This is a genomic window from Paenibacillus sp. JT22N1 (assembly GCF_059692155.1).
In genome coordinates, this window is record NZ_JCAUAW010000040.1 from 1 (window position 1) to 21,919 (window position 21,919).

22 protein-coding genes and 1 pseudogene are annotated in these 21,919 nt (G+C 40.3%); 17 read left to right on the plus strand and 6 right to left on the minus strand.

The window, feature by feature from the left end; genetic code table 11:
- Positions 1-182 (plus strand): DUF4180 domain-containing protein (locus tag AC58UU_RS38080; protein ID WP_497322656.1); only part of this gene is annotated, 182 nt, incomplete at its 5' end.
- 192 nt (positions 183-374) lie between these two features.
- On the opposite strand, the gene AC58UU_RS38085 is transcribed toward AC58UU_RS38080, so the two are convergent.
- On the minus strand, positions 375-779 hold the full coding sequence (locus AC58UU_RS38085; RefSeq protein WP_497322657.1) for a VOC family protein: 405 nt from the start codon (positions 777-779) through the stop codon (positions 375-377).
- A 513-nt stretch (positions 780-1,292) separates the two neighbouring features.
- On the opposite strand from AC58UU_RS38085, the gene AC58UU_RS38090 reads away from it, so the two are divergent.
- Positions 1,293-1,715, plus strand: coding sequence for a hypothetical protein (locus tag AC58UU_RS38090; protein ID WP_497322658.1), 423 nt, complete (start codon positions 1,293-1,295; stop codon positions 1,713-1,715).
- 178 nt (positions 1,716-1,893) lie between these two features.
- Here AC58UU_RS38090 and AC58UU_RS38095 read toward each other — a convergent pair whose 3' ends face one another.
- Both AC58UU_RS38095 and AC58UU_RS38100 read right to left on the minus strand, forming a co-directional pair.
- Positions 1,894-3,558 (minus strand): P-loop domain-containing protein, encoded by a 1,665-nt coding sequence (locus AC58UU_RS38095; protein WP_497322659.1) that lies wholly within the window; start codon positions 3,556-3,558, stop codon positions 1,894-1,896.
- 1,022 nt (positions 3,559-4,580) lie between these two features.
- Positions 4,581-5,174: a DedA family protein gene (locus AC58UU_RS38100; RefSeq protein ID WP_497322660.1), complete on the minus strand. Its 594-nt coding sequence runs from the start codon at positions 5,172-5,174 to the stop codon at positions 4,581-4,583.
- A gap of 228 nt (positions 5,175-5,402) precedes the next feature.
- Here AC58UU_RS38100 and AC58UU_RS38105 point away from each other — a divergent pair, with 228 nt between their 5' ends.
- The 8 genes and pseudogenes from AC58UU_RS38105 (at position 5,403) to AC58UU_RS38140 (ending at position 12,563) form a co-directional block, all read left to right on the plus strand.
- Complete coding sequence (locus AC58UU_RS38105) at positions 5,403-5,612, plus strand: hypothetical protein (protein ID WP_497322661.1); 210 nt, start codon at positions 5,403-5,405, stop codon at positions 5,610-5,612.
- 226 nt (positions 5,613-5,838) lie between these two features.
- On the plus strand, positions 5,839-5,961 hold the full coding sequence (locus AC58UU_RS38110) for a hypothetical protein (protein ID WP_497322662.1): 123 nt from the start codon (positions 5,839-5,841) through the stop codon (positions 5,959-5,961).
- 146 nt (positions 5,962-6,107) lie between these two features.
- On the plus strand, positions 6,108-6,728 hold the full coding sequence (locus AC58UU_RS38115) for a PadR family transcriptional regulator (RefSeq protein ID WP_497322663.1): 621 nt from the start codon (positions 6,108-6,110) through the stop codon (positions 6,726-6,728).
- A 68-nt stretch (positions 6,729-6,796) separates the two neighbouring features.
- Positions 6,797-7,690 carry an alpha/beta fold hydrolase gene (locus tag AC58UU_RS38120; RefSeq protein ID WP_497322665.1) on the plus strand — a complete coding sequence of 298 codons (894 nt, stop codon included), beginning with the start codon at positions 6,797-6,799 and terminating at the stop codon, positions 7,688-7,690.
- A 443-nt stretch (positions 7,691-8,133) separates the two neighbouring features.
- The gene (locus AC58UU_RS38125) at positions 8,134-8,529 is read left to right on the plus strand and encodes a nucleoside 2-deoxyribosyltransferase (RefSeq protein ID WP_497322666.1); all 396 of its coding nucleotides are present in this window, start codon (positions 8,134-8,136) and stop codon (positions 8,527-8,529) included.
- A gap of 141 nt (positions 8,530-8,670) precedes the next feature.
- Positions 8,671-9,987, plus strand: coding sequence for a UDP-N-acetylmuramoyl-L-alanine--D-glutamate ligase (murD, locus tag AC58UU_RS38130; protein ID WP_497322667.1), 1,317 nt, complete (start codon positions 8,671-8,673; stop codon positions 9,985-9,987).
- A 2,005-nt stretch (positions 9,988-11,992) separates the two neighbouring features.
- Positions 11,993-12,250: pseudogene (locus tag AC58UU_RS38135) on the plus strand (ankyrin repeat domain-containing protein); the annotation flags it as partial.
- Between the two features lie 49 nt (positions 12,251-12,299).
- Positions 12,300-12,563, plus strand: a complete 264-nt coding sequence (locus AC58UU_RS38140; RefSeq protein WP_497322668.1) for a hypothetical protein — start codon at positions 12,300-12,302, stop codon at positions 12,561-12,563.
- Between the two features lie 62 nt (positions 12,564-12,625).
- On the opposite strand, the gene AC58UU_RS38145 is transcribed toward AC58UU_RS38140, so the two are convergent.
- Complete coding sequence (locus AC58UU_RS38145) at positions 12,626-13,786, minus strand: acyltransferase family protein (RefSeq protein WP_497322669.1); 1,161 nt, start codon at positions 13,784-13,786, stop codon at positions 12,626-12,628.
- Positions 13,787-14,154: 368 nt separating this feature from the next.
- On the opposite strand from AC58UU_RS38145, the gene AC58UU_RS38150 reads away from it, so the two are divergent.
- Positions 14,155-14,550, plus strand: coding sequence for a Type 1 glutamine amidotransferase-like domain-containing protein (locus AC58UU_RS38150; protein ID WP_497322670.1), 396 nt, complete (start codon positions 14,155-14,157; stop codon positions 14,548-14,550).
- A gap of 342 nt (positions 14,551-14,892) precedes the next feature.
- On the opposite strand, the gene AC58UU_RS38155 is transcribed toward AC58UU_RS38150, so the two are convergent.
- A complete protein-coding gene (locus AC58UU_RS38155) occupies positions 14,893-15,321 on the minus strand; it encodes an exosporium protein C (RefSeq protein WP_497322671.1) in 429 nt (142 codons plus the stop codon).
- Between the two features lie 295 nt (positions 15,322-15,616).
- On the opposite strand from AC58UU_RS38155, the gene AC58UU_RS38160 reads away from it, so the two are divergent.
- The 5 genes from AC58UU_RS38160 (at position 15,617) to AC58UU_RS38180 (ending at position 20,619) form a co-directional block, all read left to right on the plus strand.
- Positions 15,617-16,312 (plus strand): VOC family protein, encoded by a 696-nt coding sequence (locus tag AC58UU_RS38160; protein WP_497322672.1) that lies wholly within the window; start codon positions 15,617-15,619, stop codon positions 16,310-16,312.
- Between the two features lie 241 nt (positions 16,313-16,553).
- Positions 16,554-16,820 carry a CD3324 family protein gene (locus tag AC58UU_RS38165; RefSeq protein ID WP_497322673.1) on the plus strand — a complete coding sequence of 89 codons (267 nt, stop codon included), beginning with the start codon at positions 16,554-16,556 and terminating at the stop codon, positions 16,818-16,820.
- 774 nt (positions 16,821-17,594) lie between these two features.
- Positions 17,595-18,764 (plus strand): styrene monooxygenase/indole monooxygenase family protein, encoded by a 1,170-nt coding sequence (locus tag AC58UU_RS38170; RefSeq protein ID WP_497322674.1) that lies wholly within the window; start codon positions 17,595-17,597, stop codon positions 18,762-18,764.
- A 417-nt stretch (positions 18,765-19,181) separates the two neighbouring features.
- The gene (locus AC58UU_RS38175) at positions 19,182-19,736 is read left to right on the plus strand and encodes a dihydrofolate reductase family protein (RefSeq protein WP_497322676.1); all 555 of its coding nucleotides are present in this window, start codon (positions 19,182-19,184) and stop codon (positions 19,734-19,736) included.
- A 466-nt stretch (positions 19,737-20,202) separates the two neighbouring features.
- Complete coding sequence (locus tag AC58UU_RS38180; protein WP_497322677.1) at positions 20,203-20,619, plus strand: HIT family protein; 417 nt, start codon at positions 20,203-20,205, stop codon at positions 20,617-20,619.
- Positions 20,620-20,734: 115 nt separating this feature from the next.
- On the opposite strand, the gene AC58UU_RS38185 is transcribed toward AC58UU_RS38180, so the two are convergent.
- Complete coding sequence (locus tag AC58UU_RS38185) at positions 20,735-20,938, minus strand: hypothetical protein (protein WP_497322678.1); 204 nt, start codon at positions 20,936-20,938, stop codon at positions 20,735-20,737.
- A 174-nt stretch (positions 20,939-21,112) separates the two neighbouring features.
- Between AC58UU_RS38185 and AC58UU_RS38190 the strand changes: the two genes are divergently transcribed.
- Positions 21,113-21,736, plus strand: coding sequence for a hypothetical protein (locus AC58UU_RS38190; RefSeq protein WP_497322680.1), 624 nt, complete (start codon positions 21,113-21,115; stop codon positions 21,734-21,736).
- Positions 21,737-21,919: the final 183 nt, after the last annotated feature.

Genomic DNA, 21,919 nt, shown 5'->3' on the forward strand with positions numbered 1-21,919 from the left:
TAGCGGGTGATATTCTACAGAAATACGTGAACTATCATATAAAGTTGGCGGTTGTAGGTAATTTCAAAGTTTATAACAGTAAGAGTCTTAAGGATTTTATTTACGAGTGCAACAAAGGGGAACAGGTTTTCTTTCTTGAAGATGAACAGTCAGCCATTCAAGTTCTACATGCATTACGCTAACGGGAAACGATAGCACAATTACAAATAGGCTGTCAGCATCAGCGAGGGTCGCGAAATAGATCCATTTCTCAATAAATAATGAAGAACCAAGATAAAATGAAGAGACCATAGCTCGTTGCTATGGTCTCTTTCTATGAAGCGGTCAGTAAAATTACTAATTACGAAATTCGCCTCACTCACTTCAACTGTCCGTCAACGCCTACCGCTGAACCGTTTGATCGCTTCCTCGGTCACCGGCGTGAAGAGCTTAACAAGGTTGCCGTCGGGATCGCGAAACAGCACAGCACGGTTCCCCCACGGCATCGTGGTTGGTTCCTTTACCCACTCGTCGACAAACGGCTTCAAGCGCTCGTATTCGGCATCGACATCGTGGACGCGGAACTCGATGATGACAGTGTGATTATCGGCCGCCACTGCGGAACCAGCGCCGAACAGTTGCACCGTCTGGGAGTGGCCGATCGCCAGGGTGCACGATGGCACAACGAGTTCGGCAAAGACGGGCGCGGGGCGTTCCGCCGAAACACCCATGACTTTCTCATAGAACTCGACGAGACGATCCACGTCGTCGGTAACGATGCGTACAGAAGCAAAATTCACGAGATACCATCCTTCCTATAATAAATGATACAATACCGTATCATATCATTTTGGGCCAAAATACTTCGCATTTATCTCCCACTCCTTTACGATTACTTACTCCGATTATAAAAAACACTACTGACAACAGTATGTCAGTAGTGTTTTAACATTTTTTGGGCTTCCTCCAGAATTCGATTTCGGAATGCATACCTCAATCCAAGAGTAATGGCATGATCCAATCAAGGTATCTCAGCAGTGGTGCTTTTTTATTGTGTTTACTTTTAGAGGGTTATACTGGTAAGAACATTACGCTAACGGAGAACGATAGATAGTGGAAGAAGAGCTGCCTTGAGGCGGCTCTTTTTGGCTTTCATTCAAGTAACGGGAAGGTTAATGGAGTAATTTTCAACTAAATGAAACATAATCATAAACGTATCGTCTGTAATAGAGTAAAACAACTAGTTATAACGAACCCTTTGGAAGTGTTTTTGAGAATAGTTAATAATAACTTTTTAAAAGGATGAAACAACAATGAACCCCTTTTTCAAGATCATGTTCGTCTGCATTTTGCTATTAATAATAATTGGGTGCTATAAAGACCCAAAAATTGAAGGGGCAAATAAGTTTAGTCAAATGGAGAGAACCTCCACATCAGAGAAGATATTTAAGCAGAACAAAGACGCGGACATTCTATGTGTCTATGGTGCACGTTTTTATAAACGTGCCGAAGATCAGGAGCAATATAAACAAATGGATTTGAAAATAAATCATGAGTTAGGCGAGGTAAGAAAAGAGTACAAAGATGGAAATATTTTTGAAGATTACATGGCAACTAAACTCCAAGTTGGGACAAAGATATTTACGATTCAAGGTCAAATGCAATCTGAATTGCTTCTTGTAAAACTGGGAGAAAAATACGTTGTATATGTGTATCAGAATTCAAAGGATTTGTGAAAGACCCCTCGTGAGAAGCGATTCATGAAACTAACGGAAAACGATAGTTAAACATCTGAAGGGTTGCCGCAGTGGTAGCCGAGCGGGGCCTTTGTTTAGGTTAGCGCAGAGTCTCGCCTACAGCCATCCTTCACTTCAACCCGTCTCCTAATTGGATAAACGTATATTTATGTCATAATTAGAGGTGTTCAGAGGGCTCAAGCTGAATAAAATTCAAATGTTTCATTCGATTTATGACAGATAATACTTCATTAATTCTTGGTAATTCAAGCCATCTTTCGAAACCAGGAAAAAAGGAAGAAAATACAATATCCACTCCTTCTTTCTCCATATCTCCGAGAGCTTTTTTGATCTTTTCATGAAGAAAGATGAGGCGATCCTGATTACTTATAGCCATTTTTCGAATTAAAAAGGCAATAGCTGCAAGCTGGGCGTGTGATGTGATATTGTAAAGCCCTCTGATATCAACTTGTTCATCACCTATCATGATGTATCCCATGGATGAAACCATCAGCTTTTCTGTACCACTGCCCTGAGGATAGCTCGAAAAGTGATCGGTGGTTATTTTTCTTTCTATCTCCCAATCTGTATGGGGGATACGTTCGCGTGGTTTGTCGTGTTTACATAAATTTTTTGCTTCCTGGGTTACGTTTTTTGGCACAAAATTGTCCATCAGGATGATTTGATCGGCAACGGATAAAAATTCACCGCTACCTCCAATAACAAGAACGGAAGATACACCAACAGCCTCATAAAGCTCCCTGACACGTTCCGTAAAAGGTGTAATGGGTTCATGCTTGATTAATGAACGCATTTTGATGTCTTGAATCATAAAATTCGTCGCACTTCTGTCTTCATCAATAAGAAGAAGCTTACACCCGATGTTGATTGCCTCCATAATATTTGCGGCTTGAGATGTGGAACCTGAGGCGTAGTGAGTCGAAAACTGTTCAGCCGAACTATTGGGTATCCATTTTATGAAAGGCGTAATATTGATATTTTTTATGGAGCGGCCTTCCTCTGCAGATATTTCCATAGCACTTTGATCTGTAATCACAAATTCTCGTCCGTCGCCTATGCAGTGATTGTAAATCCCCGAATTTAGTGCATCCAGCACTGTGCTTTTACCCGAATAACCACCGCCGGTGATGACCGTCACACCATGTTTTATTCCCATTCCTCGCAAACCACAAATTTCAACTTCAATATCTTCGGGGGATGTAAAAGGCAAGGCATCCTCCAGTGGCCCGCTGTTGTCTTTATTTCTTGGCAAAATGCTGCCATTCGCAATAAACGCACAATAATCACTGGATTTCAGCCATTCGCGAATCATATTTTGTTTGTTTACCAATGCATAGGCTGCATTTAATTTGTTGAGATCAAACTTGGCAATTAAATCCTCCACTTCTTTTGGAAGCATTTTGCAGAGCATGCGCATAGCTTTATCATTATTCTTGAATGGAAGTTGAACTGTAATCATTAAGCATAGATACCATTTTTCCGAGATGGCTTCGACAAAGGATGCATTACGTTGCAACACAACATTGGTTGGACGAAAACAATAAAAAGCACCATTTTCTTTATCAGAACGTGACCGGTTATAAATCAATTTATTTAATGCCTCAATATGATCAACCCATTCTCTTAATGCAAAATCTGAGAGAACAACTTGATCCCTATTTTCATCTAAGCCAAGACGGTCAAAAGGAATTTTTATGGTGATACATGGTTTGTCTAGTGTGAGTTTATGTGTCCGTTCAATGTAATAGGCAACATCATTATTCCAATAGGTTGGGTCAGATATCGTCCCCCCTTGATCATAGTATGAACCTTCATAAATCATACTGTAAGATGACTGTCCGGATTGTAATGAGCGAAAATATTGAGCAAGTCTTTTAATAAAGCATCATCCTTTCATATTTGGAAAGCGGTGAATAACGGGAAACGATGCCGAAGTTGAAACGATATCTCAAGAAGGGGGCCCCTTATCCTTTGGAACAAGGTAACGACGAAACGGATCGAGCCTGCTCAAACATAATTTTCCGCGAAAAATGAATTCCATCCTAAGTAATTCAAGTTCAATACATATTTCCCCTAATAGAGTTCAGATCAATTTGTAAGACAAACGATTAAATCCTAACCAATTTCAAAATAAAACCACTATTGTTGCCTTGACCAACCTTTTGTCCTAAAAAAATAACAGCCACTCAGTAAGTGGCTGTCATAGACCGGCAAGAAAGCTTAAACGTTCCTTCTGCCTAAATATAAAAGCCCTGAGAGTGAATCCTACCCTCAGAGCCTAATGTATTCGTAAAAGAATAACTAAAAAGCAACATGAGGATAAGACGTATATTTTTTTGTTTTCATTGTCCTCACCTCGTTACGATTTATTTTTACAGCAACAGAATCATAACATTAAGATCATCCACAATATAGGGAAAGATTAATTATAATTAACTCAAACCCTGAAATAGGTAAAAGATGCCCCGAATCTTTGGTAGAATGACATTGATGCAGATGGTGATAAAGATCAATTCTTAAATAGGTCAATAAAAGAAAAGTTCTATTAGGAAACCACTCCATTGTTAGGAGTGGTTATGTCTTTATACTAATGTAAATCTTATGGTCAAACTTTACTTTGTGTTTAGATACATTACGGTGAACCGTAACATAGATGACAGGTCAGGTCATTACGCTAACGGGAAACGTTAGTTCAAAAAAACCACTACAGGCTACCATAGATTTAATCTCGGTAGTTTGTTATTTTGTAGCTTAAGTATTAGGGGGAGTAGAGTATTCAAATGTTATCGTAGTAAAAAGTCCTTCAGCATAGGCGAAGCCTTAGTTTTATGATTTTGATTTGAGTTATTTACTTTTCATCCTTGTTTTAACCCACAGCAGAATTCCAACAATAAAAAGCGCAATAATGATCAGTGGCAAAAGATGCTGATGCATCACCGCGTGATTGCGGCTCCAGGCAACATCCACATAACGACCGAGGAATACAAAGGTTATAACCCATAGCGTGGTGCCGATGGCGTTATACAAAGTGAATGCGGCAAACGGGATTCCATTTAAGCCTGCAAGGTAAGGTGTGAACACACGAATGCCAGCGATGAACTTTGAGATGATCAGAATGGCGATACGGCGTTTCAAAAACATTTGTTCAGCCTTGTTCAAGCGCGCCTCGGTCAACCCGATATATTTGCCATATTTGATGATTACGGCCCTTCCTAAAAAATGGCCGATGGCATAAGCAATCGTTGAGCCTAATAGATTACCGACGATGGCAGCCAGAAGCAATGGAATGAGCGAGAAATGCCCCTTTATGAGTGCGATCCCCGAAACGGTGAGCGTCGTTTCTGCCGGAAAGGGTACCCCTACCATTTCGATAAGCAAGATGAAGAAAATTCCCCAGTAACCATACTGATGGATCAAGTGTGCAACATGAAAGTGCATATGGAGTACCTCCATTTTTTTAATGATAAATTCATTGCAATTATACATGTAAAGTATTCCAATACAAAAAAAGTATGGGGTTGCTGGATCAAAGTCCTTAGATGTGAATGATTTTGGACAAAAAAGGCTAATTTTATGTTGTCTTATTACGTTGGATAACTATAGTGGAGGAGCTTGCTTCGCAGCGGCTCTTCTTTTCACTCATAAAAGTAACCCAATCCTTTTAAAGTGGAGGCTAAATCCACATTAGGCAATCAAAATCTTATTAAACCTGGCGATGAAGTTCAGTTTGAGTTTATAGCACCTGTCGGTGACTATTTCCCTGATATCTCAATGTTTGATATTGATCATCCCTATATCGAATTTAGAGGATTTCATTTAACACCTGACAATAAAGAAATTCCTTTTGGAATGAGCGGAAATTCATTCTTTAGTTAATGGCGTGAATCGGCTAAGCAACCACCTCAAAGTCCCCCTGAGGAAGCAGGTCTCTTGTTTGACCTGTTCAACTAACGCAGAACAAGAGCTCAATAAACTTTATTTAAGTTGAAAAGTGGAAAGATATCAGGGGATACACCTATCAATGAAGTTGTAAAATTAATTAACGATAAACAAGAACAATCCATGGCTAACAGAGTTTTCAGTAAGATAAATAAACATTATCTTGAATATAATGAGTATCCAAGAAAAGGTGGATATTACGCTTAGACCAAAAATTATTCTTTCTAATCTAACGAAGACAGGCTACCGGTATCATCGGCAGCCTGTTGAGCTAACGGCAGCATAGTTCAATAAAGAAGTTTGCCTAAAATGATTTTCCTAATGAAGCATGATAATCCAGGCCACCAGCCTCAGGTGGTAGCCTGATTTATTTTGGAAATTTTTATGGGAAACCATTGACATAGTTATAAACATAATAGTAATATTATAACTATGAAAAACAAAACCAATAAGCCCCAACGATCACCTCTTGCTTTAGCCGTTCTCGCCCAACTGGCCGAGGAACCTATGCACCCCTACAGAATGCAGCAGTTGATCAAAGAAAGAGGAAAGGACGAGGTCATTAACGTCCGTCAGCGTACGAGTATTTATCAGACCATTGAGCGCTTGCTGAGGGATGGGCTCATTTCGGTTCGAGAAACCTTACGTGAAGAAGGGCGTCCCGATCGAACAGTTTACGAATTGACTGAGGAAGGAAGGGAAGTATCGAAAGATTGGCTTCGGGAGATGCTTTCGGTCCGATCTCAGGAATATCCGGATTTTCCTGTAGCAATCTCTTATCTCACCCTTCTGACACCGGAAGACGTTCAACGGCAATTCGAGAAGAGGGAGGTCGCTCTTCAGGAAGCCGTCCAACGCATTGACTCGCAGCTTCTAAAGTACAAGGAGACCGTTCCCCGATTGTTCATGCTGGAGGTTGAGCATAGCCGTGCCGTATTGGGTGCTGAACTTGAATGGTTGCGCGCCGTCATCGAAGATTTCCGCACGGGCGAACTCTTCTGGAGCGAGGAATTAATACGCGAAATAGCAGAGCGACTGAACAGTCAAGAATAGCATCGTCGGGATAAGTAAACGAATTTATGTGGTTCTTTTTAATGGCAAATTCTAAGGAGGCGTTATGAATGATGAATGCATCCAGTGCAGCGACGAAGGAGCCACCCTATACAACCGGCTCCGTAACCTCCAAAGACGGCACTGCGATTGGTTATCGCCAATTTGGTCAAGGACCGGGCATAGTGGTGGTACATGGCGCCAATTTATCTTCGCAAAACTTCATTCAACTCGCGGATCGACTAGCCGATGCGTTCACGGTCTACGTACCCGACCGCCGAGGTCATGGCCTCAGCGGACCCTTCGGTGAAGATTACGGCATCCGTAAGGAAGTCGAAGATTTGGAGACGCTTATTACTCAAACAGGTGCCCTCCATGTCTTCGGGATCAGCTCGGGGGGGCTCATCGCGCTCGAAGCAGCGCTCGCATTGCCCACTATTCGCAAGGTCGCCCTCTACGAACCCGCACTGTTGATGAACTGGTCGCGGACGGAGTGGTTGGCTCGTTATGACCAAGAGATCGCTCAAGGCAAGACGGCCGCCGCTCTCGTCACTTGTTTGAAAGGGCTGCAACTGGGAGGATCGGTGCTTAATGTCATCCCTCGCTGGCTACTCGAGTCCATGACGAACAAGATGATGGATAGCGAAGATAAGAAGGCAAAGAAGAACGACGTAACCATGAGAATGCTGGCTCCTACGCTGCATTATGACGGGCGATTGCTCGTTGAGATGACCGGGAAGCTGGATCGATTTAGGACTTTGAGCACCGAAACGCTGTTACTCGGCGGTAGTAAAGGCTTGTCGTACCTGAAGCCTACGCTCGACGCTTTAGAGAAAGTGCTCCCTCAGGCCAAACGAATAGAATTGCCCGGAATTGATCATGGCGGAGCGTGTGATGTCAGCAATACCAATAGAGGTGGCAAGCCGGAATTAGTGGCGAAGGAGTTACGGAAGTTCTTTGCCTAAGCACAAATGTACAAATCTCTTCTGGGCCGTTACATTAAATACGAAGTCGTCCCCTTTATACAGCAGGCCGATCTGGGATTACTGGTCTGGTATCCGTAGGCTGGCGGACTCTTAAGCGAGTTATATACTCGCGAGAATGGAAATGACCCAAATGTCTGGCTGTCCTCTCATTGATCGAAAAAAAGTCAGATCGTCGTTGACAAGCTGAGGGACTTCGCGGTGGCTCACGGGAATGCGACGTGGAGCAACTCGCAGGCACTTTCTCCTCAACTCGATTCACAGGCATTAAGGAACGATTAGTTCTTTATTAAGCGAAGGATACGAGTGCACCACAATGAGCAGGTTACCGACATCGGCAGCCTGCTTAACTATCGGGCAGGATACTTCCAATATGTGTTAAAATAAAACTTGCGAAGTTTAGAAGGCAAAAACGGGGGAAGTACATGAAATTTTACATAGCGTCTAGTCTCAAAAATATAGAAAATGTACGGCTAGTCGGAGAAAGTTTGAAAGCCCGTGGTTTTCAACAGACGTACGACTGGACAACTCATTCAAACATAGACTCCATAGCGAAACTCAGAATGATTGGCCAGGAAGAAGTATCAGGGGTTTTGGATGCAGATGTTGTAATTGTCATGATTCCAGCGGGGAAAGGGAGTCATGTTGAGTTAGGAATTGCTCTGGGGGCCGGTAAGAAAATTTATTTATACTCCTCAACTAATGAAATGAATGAAATCGGAAACACATGTACTTTTTATCATGTAGATTCAGTCGAACAGAGGATTGGCTCATTGGATGACTTGATAAATTCGGTTTGTCTTGGATACCAGCATCATTAAGCTAAAGGAGAACTATAGCTTAATAAACGACAGAAGAAGGCTGCAGATCAAAATGGATCCGCAGCCTTCTCAGCTAACGGGCAGGTTAGTTCCAATATGTGGTATATTTGATTAAATGACATTTTCTAAGCGGAGGTACTTATGAATCCTGCTTTTGACACCTATATCCAATCGCTGGCCGGTCGGGCCGTGACCGTCATCGGCGCCGGCGTCAGCAACTCACCACTGATCCGAATGCTGTGCTCGGCCGGGGCGCATGTCACCGTGTGCGACCGCAACCCGGCCTTGCCCCGGGAGGAGTGGGACAATCTAGGCGTCGTGTTGCGCCTGGGGGAGAATTATCTAGATCGTGTTGGAGGCGACGTTGTGTTCCGAACTCCGGGCATGCGCCCAGATCATCCGGCGTTGGACTTGGCCCGCTCTGGCGGCAGCCGTGTGACCAGTGAGATGGAGGAGTTCTTTGCGCTGTGTCCTTGTCCTATTTTCGGCGTGACCGGTTCGGACGGTAAGACCACCACTACTTCGTTGATTGCAGATATGCTGGCTGAGGGGGGGCTTACGGTTCATCTGGGCGGTAATATTGGCACGCCACTTCTGACGCGTGTGGGCGAGATGTCGCCGCTGGATGCGTGCGCAGTCGAGCTGTCCAGCTTCCAGCTGATGGACATGACGCGCTCTCCCCATGTGGCGGTGATTACCAACCTCTCGCCCAATCACCTCGATTGGCACCGCGACATAGATGAATATACCGTCGCCAAGCGCCGTCTGCTGGATTTTCAGAGTGCAAACGACTTTGCCGTCCTAAACGGAGACAATCCGGCGACCGCCGGATTGCACGGGCGGGGACGGACCAAGTATTTCGGCGTGCATACTGTTAATGATGGCATAATCGACGGTCTATTACCCATCAGTGATATTCGTTTACCGGGGTGGTATAACGTCGAGAACGTTATGGCTGCCATGACCGCCGTGCGGGGGACCGTGTCTGATGAGGCAATCCTGGAAGCGGTACGCAACTTCGTCGGCGTGGAGCACCGAAACCAGTGGGTAGCAACTGTAGGCGGCGTGCATTATTACAACAATTCAATCGGCTCCAGCCCCGCCCGTACCGTCGCCACGCTGCATGCACATGTGGGCCGTGTATTGCTGATCGCCGGTGGGCGAGATAAGAAAGTACCGTTTGACGAGATGGTTAGCCTGTTGCCTGATCATGTCAAGGTGCTGCTATTGATTGGAGAAGCGGCTAGTCAAATTGAGGCAGAGGCGCGCAGAGTGCCCAGTTGCCCGCCTATTGTCCGCTGCGAAGGCCTGGTCGAAGCAGTGGCGCAGGCGCACAAACTGGCCGAACCGGGCGACACTGTGCTGCTGAGTCCTGCATGCACTGCGTTTGACCAATATCGTAACTTTGAGGAGCGCGGGCGTCACTTTGTAGACCTTGTCGGGGCGCTGCACCGGTAGGTCGGAGGGAGAGGATTGAATTGAACAAGACATTGGCGTTTGCCGGGAAAAGCTGATGCCCTGATGTATTTTCATTTATAGATAGTTCTTAAGAGGAACAGATTGAATTTATTCATTACGCTAACGGTGAACGATAGTTCAGTTAACCGCTTTATCATGAGGCGGTTTTTCTTTTGGTTGAAATCAACAATATAGAATGACAGAAAACCGCATTCTCTATTTAGGAGGAACGGTTTTTTTTATTCCTTCCATCAAGCAGCCTGACTTATGTCCAAGCAATCACTATGTAGGGAGCATATGTTTATATCGTAATGAAAATTCACTGAAGGGAATGAGTAAATATGAGCGGAGTAGGTACTAACGCAGCAGCTGTTTTGGTTCTTTTTATTCTTTTGGTAATCATCTTATCAGTAACTTGTGTTTGGTAATCATCTTATCAGCAGCTTGTGTGTTCTAAAATTCTTTAATCCAACACTAATATCGAGAAAAACAAAAACGGTTCCTATCGCGAAATAGATGCGCGAACACGGATCGTTTTTTCTCGTTGTTGGAAACAAAAAAACACCTTCTCGTAAAGAGAGAGATGTTTTAAATGAGAGGCGGTTGACAGAGACGAGTGTACTGGTAATATACAATATATGATCAAGTGGATAGTTCCGCATTAGGTCAATACCCCATTTCGATACCCATTTCACTATTCCTTCCAACAAGCAGCTGTAGCCGATCGATATCCACCACTTACCATCACGATACGTTGTGCAATACGCTGATTTTGATTACCATAACAACAACTTTGTGATCGCTCATTATCAGTTATACCGACTTAATAATAAGCTGGGAAAGAAATGAAAGTCATTACGGCATTACGCTAATGGAAAACGATAGTCGAGGAGTTGCTTATTAGTAACTCTTTTTTTGGGGTTTGCTGAAGTAATGGGAGTTTAATTGAGCGAAATACTCTATAATATTGGGTATAAAAGTTTCGAGTTTGACGGTGCAAAGGTGCATTAACAATGAAGATTCGGGAATTAAAAAGCGATAATAAATTCGGTGATTTTCAGCTTGTAAATTTCGAACAAGATAAACAATATTTTATTGAAAATTGTATTGAAAAAAATAATTGAAATAAGCCTCAAGTTCACTCTAGAGATAAAGGACCTAGTCATTGACTGTCTTTTTTGAGCATAATTTTGGTATATCACCTTCAGATAGATATGAGCAGACTCTTCAGTACATTATAATTAGACATAAGTGTTTTTAGCTGTTCCTTGAGAGGAACATGAAGTTAGAGAAAAATAAAACCTTGCGAGCGCATGATGGCATGATGGTCTCGCAAGGTTTTTAACGTATATATTCTACCCGATACTTCAGTACTTTGTAATTGTAGATTATTATTTCTTCTGGCAGGGACGGGCAGAATAGTTTCATAAGTGTGTAAAATGGCGAAAGCGTAAAATGTGACAATCACTTTTATATGGTGATTCAAGATCGATTATAAATTCCTTTCTAACAATGCCCCCACTCGTTGTGCCATGCAGTGAGGGGGGAGGGCTTTCCTTTCTTGAACCACCATTCCACTACCCCTACGATAGCAGCTCCAAAAAATTGAATATTCACATCTTCACCGTCACTTAATCCTTGAGATCTTTCTTCGGTTATGTTTTCTTCATTCTTTAACTCTTGGAGAACAAATTCAAGGAACCGACTGCGAAAAAAAGGGCTTCCTTTACTCGCTAACATCGTTAATACGTGGATTAGGCTTCGAGATTTGTAAACAACTTATTAAGCGTAATCATCTATCATTTCTTTAGCCAAGAATAATAATGATACTATATTAGAACTAGCCATCCAAAACGACTGTGAAAATAGCTCCAATCTCACTATTCCAGCAAGCAGTAGCTGGTATGAGCGTATATTGTGCCTCGAAAGCGGCATTAAATATGCTGCCAATATCACCTTTCTTTAGGGAAGTTAAAGAAACAGGTTCTTTAAAGTCTGCAGAGGAGGTGATATTGAGTACGTAAAATCCCTTTTTTCGAGAGGTATTAGTACGAAGTTTGAGTGTATAAATTGTGGTCATTCTTTACTAAATATTGCTGTAGAAAATGAACAATTAGAGGTAATAAATTTCTTGCTTCTGAACGGGGCGGATATAAATCTTAAGAGTTTTGCAGGATGGACGCCATTACATGTAGCGGTGGATATTTCCATATACGGTACAATTCAATCGGGTGGAAGTCCTGGAGAGGAACCAAAGAATTAATAAAGTAGTTGTGCAAGACTCGGATTCCTTAAAACTTTATGTTACTTATATGAACAAATCCAATGATAAAGTAATGACTGGTGTTAGTTTAGTGAAAGTAGTTTCAAACGGGAAGCAATACGAATATGATTCAGACTTTAATTTTGAAAGATTTTATCAAAAGCCAGTTGATAAGGCTCCAGATTTTATTGAACCAACAATATCTGCAAATTCAGTAATATTTTTAAGTCCAATAGCTGGAGCTGACACGATCAATGTTGTGTTAAAAGCAAATATCGAGGAATATCGGTGCAACAATGTAAAAGTGAACTAAAACAAAAAAAACCCCGCCAGCCAAAAAAAAGAGGCTATATGGGGGGGGGGTTATAATATAAATTAAACTGCCGCTCTTTGCAAATGTGATTTCCGTTCTGTGTATCTTTGAGTAATTTTTTTCCCCGCTTTTATTGCTGGCAATTCGATCCATTTATAAGCTCCTGCACTTACTACTAAGCTAATAGCCATAGATATTACTAATATTGCTGAAATAGCTATGACACCGTGTAAAGTAAATACCAACGTGAACAAAATAACTATGTGATACAAGTACAGACTGTATGAAATTTTCCCAAGGAACGTGAATGGTTTGAGCAAAAGGAACTTATTGAATCCCTGTGAGGATAATGATAAGACAATGAATAAAGTGGCTCCGATAACTGTCATCCAATCGTTAATGATGAATTTATGAATTATCTCAACATTAGAAAAGGTCCCCGCGTAGGTGTAGAAAAGCAAGGCTACGACTAGCAAACATCCAAAAACAGCTTTGTTTACTTTTCCAAAGAAGTTGGTGAGTTGATCTTTGTATTTAGCTAAAAGGGCTCCAACAATAAACATCGATGTATAGTACAGAGTCAAAAAAATATTCGTTTGATTAGCTGGAGAGATCATAATAACAAGTGCATAGGCCACAAGTGAAGTAAATAACGCAATAAGTATATTTGTTTTATATCCAAATTTACGGATAAGTATCATAAGTAAAGGGAATATCAGCGATATCCTCATCTCATGAGTCAGCGACCAAATAACAGGACTGTATGCTCTAGTGTCGTAATCACCGATCAGGAAAAGATGATTTATTATAAGACTCCACGAAAAATTAGATGACCATATTCGATTAAAGAAATCACTTAGGGAATCGATATTCTGAGTATTAAATAGCGAACTAAACAAGAATGTAATAAAAATTGCTGCAAGATATGGCACATAAATCCGGAAAATCCTACGCACCACAAATGTTTTGTAATTTTGTTGTTGGTTGTTTAGAAACGGCAATGAAAGAACAAATCCACTTAAGATAAAGAATATAATTACCGCTTCGTGTCCAGCGAAAAAGAAACGCAAAGGTGAATATTTTACAGCATTTAATAATGGCATGCCCGACTCATAAAATGTATCTGGTTCAAATTTCGGGAAAACGTACAGAAAGTGCTGAAGTAAAACAGTTAACGCCGCAATGCCCCTAATTGAATCCAACTGTCCTAAACGTTGATTCATAGATTCACCCTCATGTAATCAATTTTTATTATTTAAAACATAAGGTTGTAGTGGAAAACTCTGATTCATGATAAAATCATTTGAATGAAGTCATGAGATGGAGCTACTTACTTTGGAAACGAAAATGGATTTACTTAAATGGAAGCAATATGAATCGTTAGCTAGCTAGTAGCCTAGATGAAGCACTCTACGATTAAAAGGAATGAAGAATGCCTCTTTTTGTCAATTAGTTGGTATACACAAATACTATATGAATTCCCAGAATTATGATATTACCCGATATTATAATTTTTAGGGTCTATTTCGTGTATCCACCAATGGTTATATGTAATAAAGCGATGGTATACTTTCTGACCATGAATGCTCAAATGGCTATTGATATCGCAAGTGAGAATCCCCAAGTTTTATATAATTACCCGATCGTTTGTATTTTCGGTGGTGATCCATTTTACTTATTAGATCAAATTAAGAAAGCTAAGGTTGATGACATCCTTATTGATATCAAGGAGAGGGGCAGCAGTATTGTCAGGGGTCACAGTTCGGGAGCGGTTGTACTCGGAAAAACAATAAAACATGCAAATATTTTGCACCCTGAATGGAATCACATTGGATTAACTGATTTTGATGCTGTCGGAATCGTACCGAAAATCATTTTGCCTCATCACAACAGATATCAAGGGCAGGAGCAGACATTGGTTGATCTCGAAATGAAGGAGAATTTCAAATTAACCAGAATAGAAGACGGTAAATGCATAGTCATATAATTTTATGATCAATGAGTCTTCAAACAGCTTTATTGAGCTAACGAAAATAAGTATAAAGCTTTCGGCGGGGAAACCCGCTCTTTTAAAAAGGCTGGGTGATTTTATGCAACTGATTAAAAGAATAACGGATAGTGATATTCTAAGAATTACTCAGTTCAAAATTGTGTTGATTATTCAACTAAATTTATGATTTTACGAGATCAGACTATACTTGAAAAAGCAGTAGAAAAAATAACTCGTAATGTTAATGAAAAATAGATCATTAAGCTAACGAAGAACGATAGCACTTGAAATGAGTCCATTCTACATGAAAAAAAGCACCTTATTCAGGTGCTCAAAGAATTAACTACTAGTTTTAACAGCTAACCCACTAAAAGAAATCGGACCAACAACATCAACTCTTGTATTTGCGGTTTGGTTTTCCGCGGTCGCGGTATAAACATGATTTCCTGAACTTACATTTCTATCGATTGCCTGAAATGTAACAGCATAGTTTTGTTCAGAACCAGCAGATTCAATCCCTTGTATTGTATTGAAAATTTCTCTGCCATCGCGGAAGATTCTAAAGAGAATTTGAGCAATGCCCGAAATACCCCTTACACCAACTGTTGCAACCAGTTCAACCCGATTAGGTTGAGCATTGACGGACGGAATTCTTATACGAATGGATGCAAGGCGAACCCTTTTTGGCGAACGTGGGATAATGAAAGACCTTGATAAGTTAAATCTACGACGCGGCTGAACGGCTTTTTTATCAAGAATACGCACCAAATTAATCACTCCTATTTTTTGATACCTCAATATATGAAAAAAAATAGTAGAGTGATTGTGTGAATGATCTAAGATATCATTGATTAATGACTATTGAGTCGCCTTTTCTATAATAATTCTCTAATTACGGCGTGGGAGTTGAACTAACGCAGAACAATAGTTCAATTTCAAAAGGGCTGCCGCGAGGCAGCCTTTCATTCAAGTAACAGGAGTAGAGCGTGGTACATCCCAAAATTATGGTATTATATTGCGGGACATATTCTTCAAACGAAAATATTCTGAGGAGTGAACATTTTTGCGAATATATAGTATTAAATTGCTCTCAAAACAATTAGAACAACTAAATAGGTTCTACACTCATGTACTCGGACTTCCATTGGTGGAGAGTTCAAACGATACGTTTACTGTAAAAGTGGGGCATTCAGACTTAATTTTCGAGCAGACGGATAGTACCAAGGAAAACCCATTTTATCATTTTGCCTTTGACATCCCAGAAAACAAAATTGATGAATCAATAGCTTGGCTAAACTCGGTCGGGGTTACACTAAATTTATTGCCAGACAACTCATATAAAGCTTATTCCAAAACCTGGAACGCAACATCAATTTATTTTTATGACCCTGCGGGGAATATAGTTGAATTTATCGCTAGGCACACTCTTGATAACGCAATACTTACTCCATTTACAGGTAAAGAACTATTAAATATCAGTGAAATCGGTCTTGTCGTTAATGATGTAAATAGTATTAAAGACTTATTGAGCACAAATCATTTAATCAACGAATATAAGGATAGCAAAGAAACATTTGCTGCGGTAGGTGATGAAGATGGATTGTTCATTTTGTCTGCACATAGAAGAGTTTGGCTAGGTTCAGAAAAAAAAGCGGATATTTTTAAAACGGAAATTACAGTAGAAGGAACTCATGAAGGAGTATTTGCTATTGGACAATACCCCTACAATCTTTCATTAGTTAATTCGTCGCTCAACTAACGCAGAACAATAGTTGACTTTTAATCACGTAAAAGGAGGTTTACGGCGGTACGATGATAATGATTGGCTTCGTTCAAAATCTAAACAATAAGAAGTGGCTCCGTGCAAAGTCTAAACTATGAACAACGGCGGTTGTTTGTGTGGAGCTGGAAATAAGTTGCCGCCATGTGAAATGATTCTCTTTTGTTTATAGTATAGACTTTGCCCCTTAAAACCAAAATTTTTAAGGTGCCGTGCTAAAATGAAATATGCGAATGCAGTTACCGTCTTTCCAGAAAAATTACTAAAGGAAATACAGAAGTATATAAAAGGTGGAATAATATATATCCCCTTCCCCGAGGAAACACATAAGAAGTGGGGGCAAAATTCAGGAAGTAGAAAATATTTGGATGATCGATATGAAGAAATCCGCGAAGGGTATCTAAACGGTTCTTCGATTGATGAATTATCAGATACATTCTGTCTTTCTTACCATAGTATAAGAAAAATCATTTACTCTAAAAGATAATGGATACTAGAAGTCGCATCGGATCCGGTGCGACTTTTTGTGTAAAAATTATTTTCTAGTTGATTATTAAACATTTAAAAAGTTCCGACCTTGCAGATAAGGCGATAGCAAAAATAATACAAACCCCTGAATCGGCATTTCATCGTACAACATACTCAATGATTAATAAGGCCTTGCCGAATTTGGATGGAAAGAAAGTATGTGTTCCTTCAAGTGGAGATAACCATGCAGTCTTCGCTTTTCATTTAATGGGGGCAAGGGTTACATCATGCGACATATCGGAAAGACAAATAGAAAACAGCTCGAACTTGGCTCGAAAAATATGCAGAGGATGGCTCATTTTGGATCGATGAGTCAAAAGATGAAGGGAAATCGCTCTCAAAACAAGAACTAGATGACTTGTGTAACTGGAAATTAAATCCCATGGCAGCCCTTCCTCAATGGTTTTCGATACATGCAGTTAAATAAACCGGTACAGGTAACTCATTAACCTAACGGAAAACTATAGTTCAATCACGACATGAAGGCAGCCGGCACACGATCGGCTGCCTTTGTCTGTTGAAGTAACGGGCAGCATAGTAGAATAAGTAGTATCTGCTGCAATAAGTAATCGCGGTAAGTACCTCACAAATCGAATGGCATCACGATGACATTGTCGATTTTAATTTTTTTATTTTCTTTTGTTAAGGTGAATTTTTTAGGTAAATATTCCCTTTTGATCTAGTGAGATTTTCGATATTCTTATAGAAGCCCTTCAAAGGAGGAGATGACTTTATGAACAAACGGATTGGAATTATCGGTAGCGGTGCCGCAGGACTGCAGCTTGCCTATTCCATGAAAAATGATTTTGACATAACATTGCTTCATTACGAGGAACAGGATAAGATTCGCCATGGAAGGATACGATCGACCCAGGTTCATTTTCGCCCGACGTTGGACCGGGAGCAGCGCTTTCATATGCCGGAAACGGATGTAGCTCCTTCCATTAAAACGGTCCACTTCAACATGGGCCAGCTGAAGCTATTTGTAGGGAGGCTGACGGGCGAGGCAACGTCTGTCGATCAGCGAATGGCCTTCTCCAAGGCGATGGACGATTTGACGCAACAAGGAGTGCGCATTCGCAAAGCCCGCGTTTTATCAAGCGAGATTAAAACATTGGCTGAATCTTATGAAATCCTTATAGATGCCACCGGAAAATCTGGTCCGTTGCTTCCATTCCCAGTTGAAGCCGAACTCACACCATTAAGTACTCCTCAACGTAAATGCATCGTCGGATATTTTAAGGGAGTAGCCCCGATTCAGCCTGAAGGGGTTTCGATAACAGTGCTTCCCGGGGCTGGTGAAATGTTTGAAATTCCCGCATTAACCGAACAGGGAACGGTAACCATTTTATTCATAGAGGCAATGCCTGAGGGGCCGTTGGATGCTTTTAAAGGTGTAAGAACCGCTCAAGATTTTGAGGAACGGATGAAGAGCATTCTGTTGGAAAATTTCTCAGAGATTTACGAGCGCGTCGATCTGGATCGTTTCTCTCTGGTAGATGAAGCAGCTTATCTCCAGACAGCGATTACACCGTTTATTCGCCGGCCGTATCTGATGCTGAACGGCACTTTAGTGCTGGGATGCGGTGATAGTGTCTTCCCTACAGATCCTATCACGGGTCAAGGCTGCAATACGGCCTCCTATTGTGCGGAACAGTTGTTTGAGACCCTTATGGCACACAAGGATTCCCAATGGGATGAAAAAGTAGGAATCGAATATTGGAGCCGCATCCGCCCCTATCTGACTGCAGTGACAGAATGGACCAATGCTATGACAGGACCACTGCCCGAACATATCATACAAATACTTATGCAGGCAGCCACAGATCAACAGATCGCTGACCAAGTGGCCCATTGGTTCGAGAACCCCCCGAAAGCTCACGAAGCATTCTTCCGTCAATAATATTTAAGCATTCAGTTAAGTGAATGAGATAAATAAACGAAAGTTTTATCTGTGATGAGGGCTCGTGTTCGTTACAACAACATTTAACTCTAACGAAAAACGATAGCACTACAACAGTTAGAGAAAGTTGATTATAAATTTAATAATAATATTTTTTTTTAGGGTTCCAAGTATCATTCTGGTTTAGGGGCAGTTGGAGTAGAAGTTACAGTTCATTATAAGGATAAAAGCTGTTGACTTGGATTAGCTAATTATTGATTAAACTAACGAGGAACGATAGTGCAATAACCAGGGAGCAGATCGCCATGCGGCAGCTGCTCCCTGGTTTCGTTGAAGTAATGGGCTTATTAATATGACACAAGGTGACATATTAAAGGTCTATAATGGGTGGTATATCAACGAAAGGAGTAACAAATCATGAAACGAAGAATAATTTTGGATTTAGCAGTTACTTTAGATGGTTTAATCGAAGGGAGAAATGGGGAAGTTGATTGGTGCATTATGGACTCTGAGATGGGGTTTATTAATTTCTTAAATCAAATTGATACTATTTTATATGGAAGAAAAAGCTATGATTTATGGGGACAATTTACTCCAGAAATTGAACATACTGATACTGAAAAAGAAATTTGGGAATTAGTTCATAGTAAAGAAAAATATGTGTTTTCGAGGACACAAAATGGTACTGATAATAAAGCAATATTCATAAATGATAATATTCTTGAAGAAGTAAATAAATTAAAGGATAAGCCTGGTAAAGACATCTGGCTATATGGTGGTGCAAGTCTTATTACAACTTTTATCAATTTAGGGCTCGTTGATGAATTTAGATTATCTGTTCATCCTGTGATTTTAGGAGAAGGAAAACCGTTGTTTATTGATATAAAACAGAGGTTGAATTTAAAAATGGTGAATACAAGAACGTTCCCCTCTGGCATTGTGCAACTAATCTATCATTCGAATGGGAAATAAAATAGCACATTCCAATGATAAAATACAATAAATATCATCAGGAATTACTGGACAGTAATTGTCACTTAAACGGAAACGTTAGTTAAATATCATAAGGACTGCTGCGTGGCAGCCCTTCACTCCGCTAACGGGCAGCATAGCTCAATAAATCCACTGTCATATTAATAAAATGTTATAATATGGATATAAAATTTAAATATAGTAAATATTCCCTGTCGACGAGGCGTTTTAATACTGATGGACTCATATTACAAACTACTGACTCAGATAAACTTGAGAAAGACTATATCGAAGTATTAGAGGAGCTTGGAGTAGTTGTTTAGCTACCGAGTAACCAATGAAGAATGGTGAAAATGAAGCGTATAACCTGCTTTTTGTTTTTAACGGACAGTAGAGGGATTACAAACTCATTATTCAAATGGTAAAATACGGTGTCCATGTAAGGAACATGAAAGGAGCGATATGAATGGATTGCCTTGGATGTCGAATTTCTAATGGGATAGAGCCAAACTTAAACATTATTTTTGAGAATGAGTTGATAACCTGTGTTCTTGATATCGCTCCGTTTAACGAAGGTCATACACTAATTCTCCCGAAAAAACATTTTTGGGATGTCGAGGAAATGGATACTAACACTGCAAATGCCATAATGGAAACTTCAATCAAAATATCCAAGATACTAAAGCAAATATTTCAACCAGACGGTATTTCTATATCCCAAAACGGCGGTGTGTTTAACGATTTAACGCATTATCATATGCATATTATTCCTAGATATAAAGGTGACGGGTTCAGCTGGAGTGAACCCTTAATCCCTAATGGTGCAGAAAAACGATTAGGAGAAACTAGATTTAAAATTGTAAATGCATTAAACACTAATTAAAGTAACAGGAAACGATGGTGCATAGGCTGATTTGAAACGTTTGATTCTCGTTGAAGTAACGGGCATTGAAGGCAAGTCGATCACTCGTGGATCGGATCAGCTGCCTTTCATAAAGTTAACGGGCTGTATTCTCCTTAGGCTTTGAAATTAACTTAACTTTTCTCTCATCGATATAATCAATTTCAAATTCACCAAATAATTTAATCTTTGATAGAACATATTTTGGGAAATTCGGCGAATTAATTTCAAGATTATTATCTAGTTCATTATACCAATATAGCAAATTTTTATTAATTACTAGAATCTTTTCAGATGCCATCAAATTATTCTCCTCTACCATAGTTTTATAAATTATTTTATGAGTAGATAGATAATAATGAATGGACAAACCACAAAAAAGTATAAATTCAACTATCTGGCAGATTAGTGTAATGGGTTAAAGCGAAAATATGGTAATCTGTATTTAGTCATTAAATCATGAGGAGTTAAAATCATGGGAAAAGTTCGTGCTGTAATACAAGATCCATATTTTGAGCAGCCCTCTTGGTTATCAAAAGTTGAATACAGGGAAACCACTTCTCTTTCCAGATTTTCTACGTCGGAAGATGCCGCCCTGTTTTTGACGTTGGCTTGCGGGTATAACAACATAGATGTGGATAGAGAGCCTGCTGAGGTATTAAATGAACTCATAACCATCGATGAAATTGCAATAAGTGGTGGAATAGCCTTTGAGGATAAAAATAAAGTAATACTTCCGAGTTGTTGTTGTGGGCTTGAGAATTGGAGAGACGTGCTTGAAGCGGTCCTAAGCAAAAAGGATGTATGGCTTGGTCATGATCCATTCCCCACTTTGGAATACGTAAATAATTCGGTAAGAGTTTGGTCTGACGATTATTCTGGCACATATAGAAAAGATTTGTCGGAGCAAGAATTACAGAAAATGTTTTATATAGAATACAACCGAAATGACTTAATTAGTAAGTTACAAGCCATCGAGACAGATTTGTTGGAGTTTTATAAACATTCATTGAAAAAGGTATTATGCATGACTGATGACAACCTTAAAGGAATGTTATTTTCGAAATATTGTAGGTGGTTCAATCTGAAGGTAAGTTAAAGACCTCAAATGATTGATCTAACGTGACATATAGTGCATCTTACAGTCAAGATGGAATGTGAGGGGATGAATCAAGTCATTAAACTAACGGAAACTTTAGCTTAGTAACAAAATCAAGCAGGCTGCCAGTGTTAAACTTGGTGGCCTGCTATGCTAACGGGCAGAAGAGTGTGGTGGAACGGC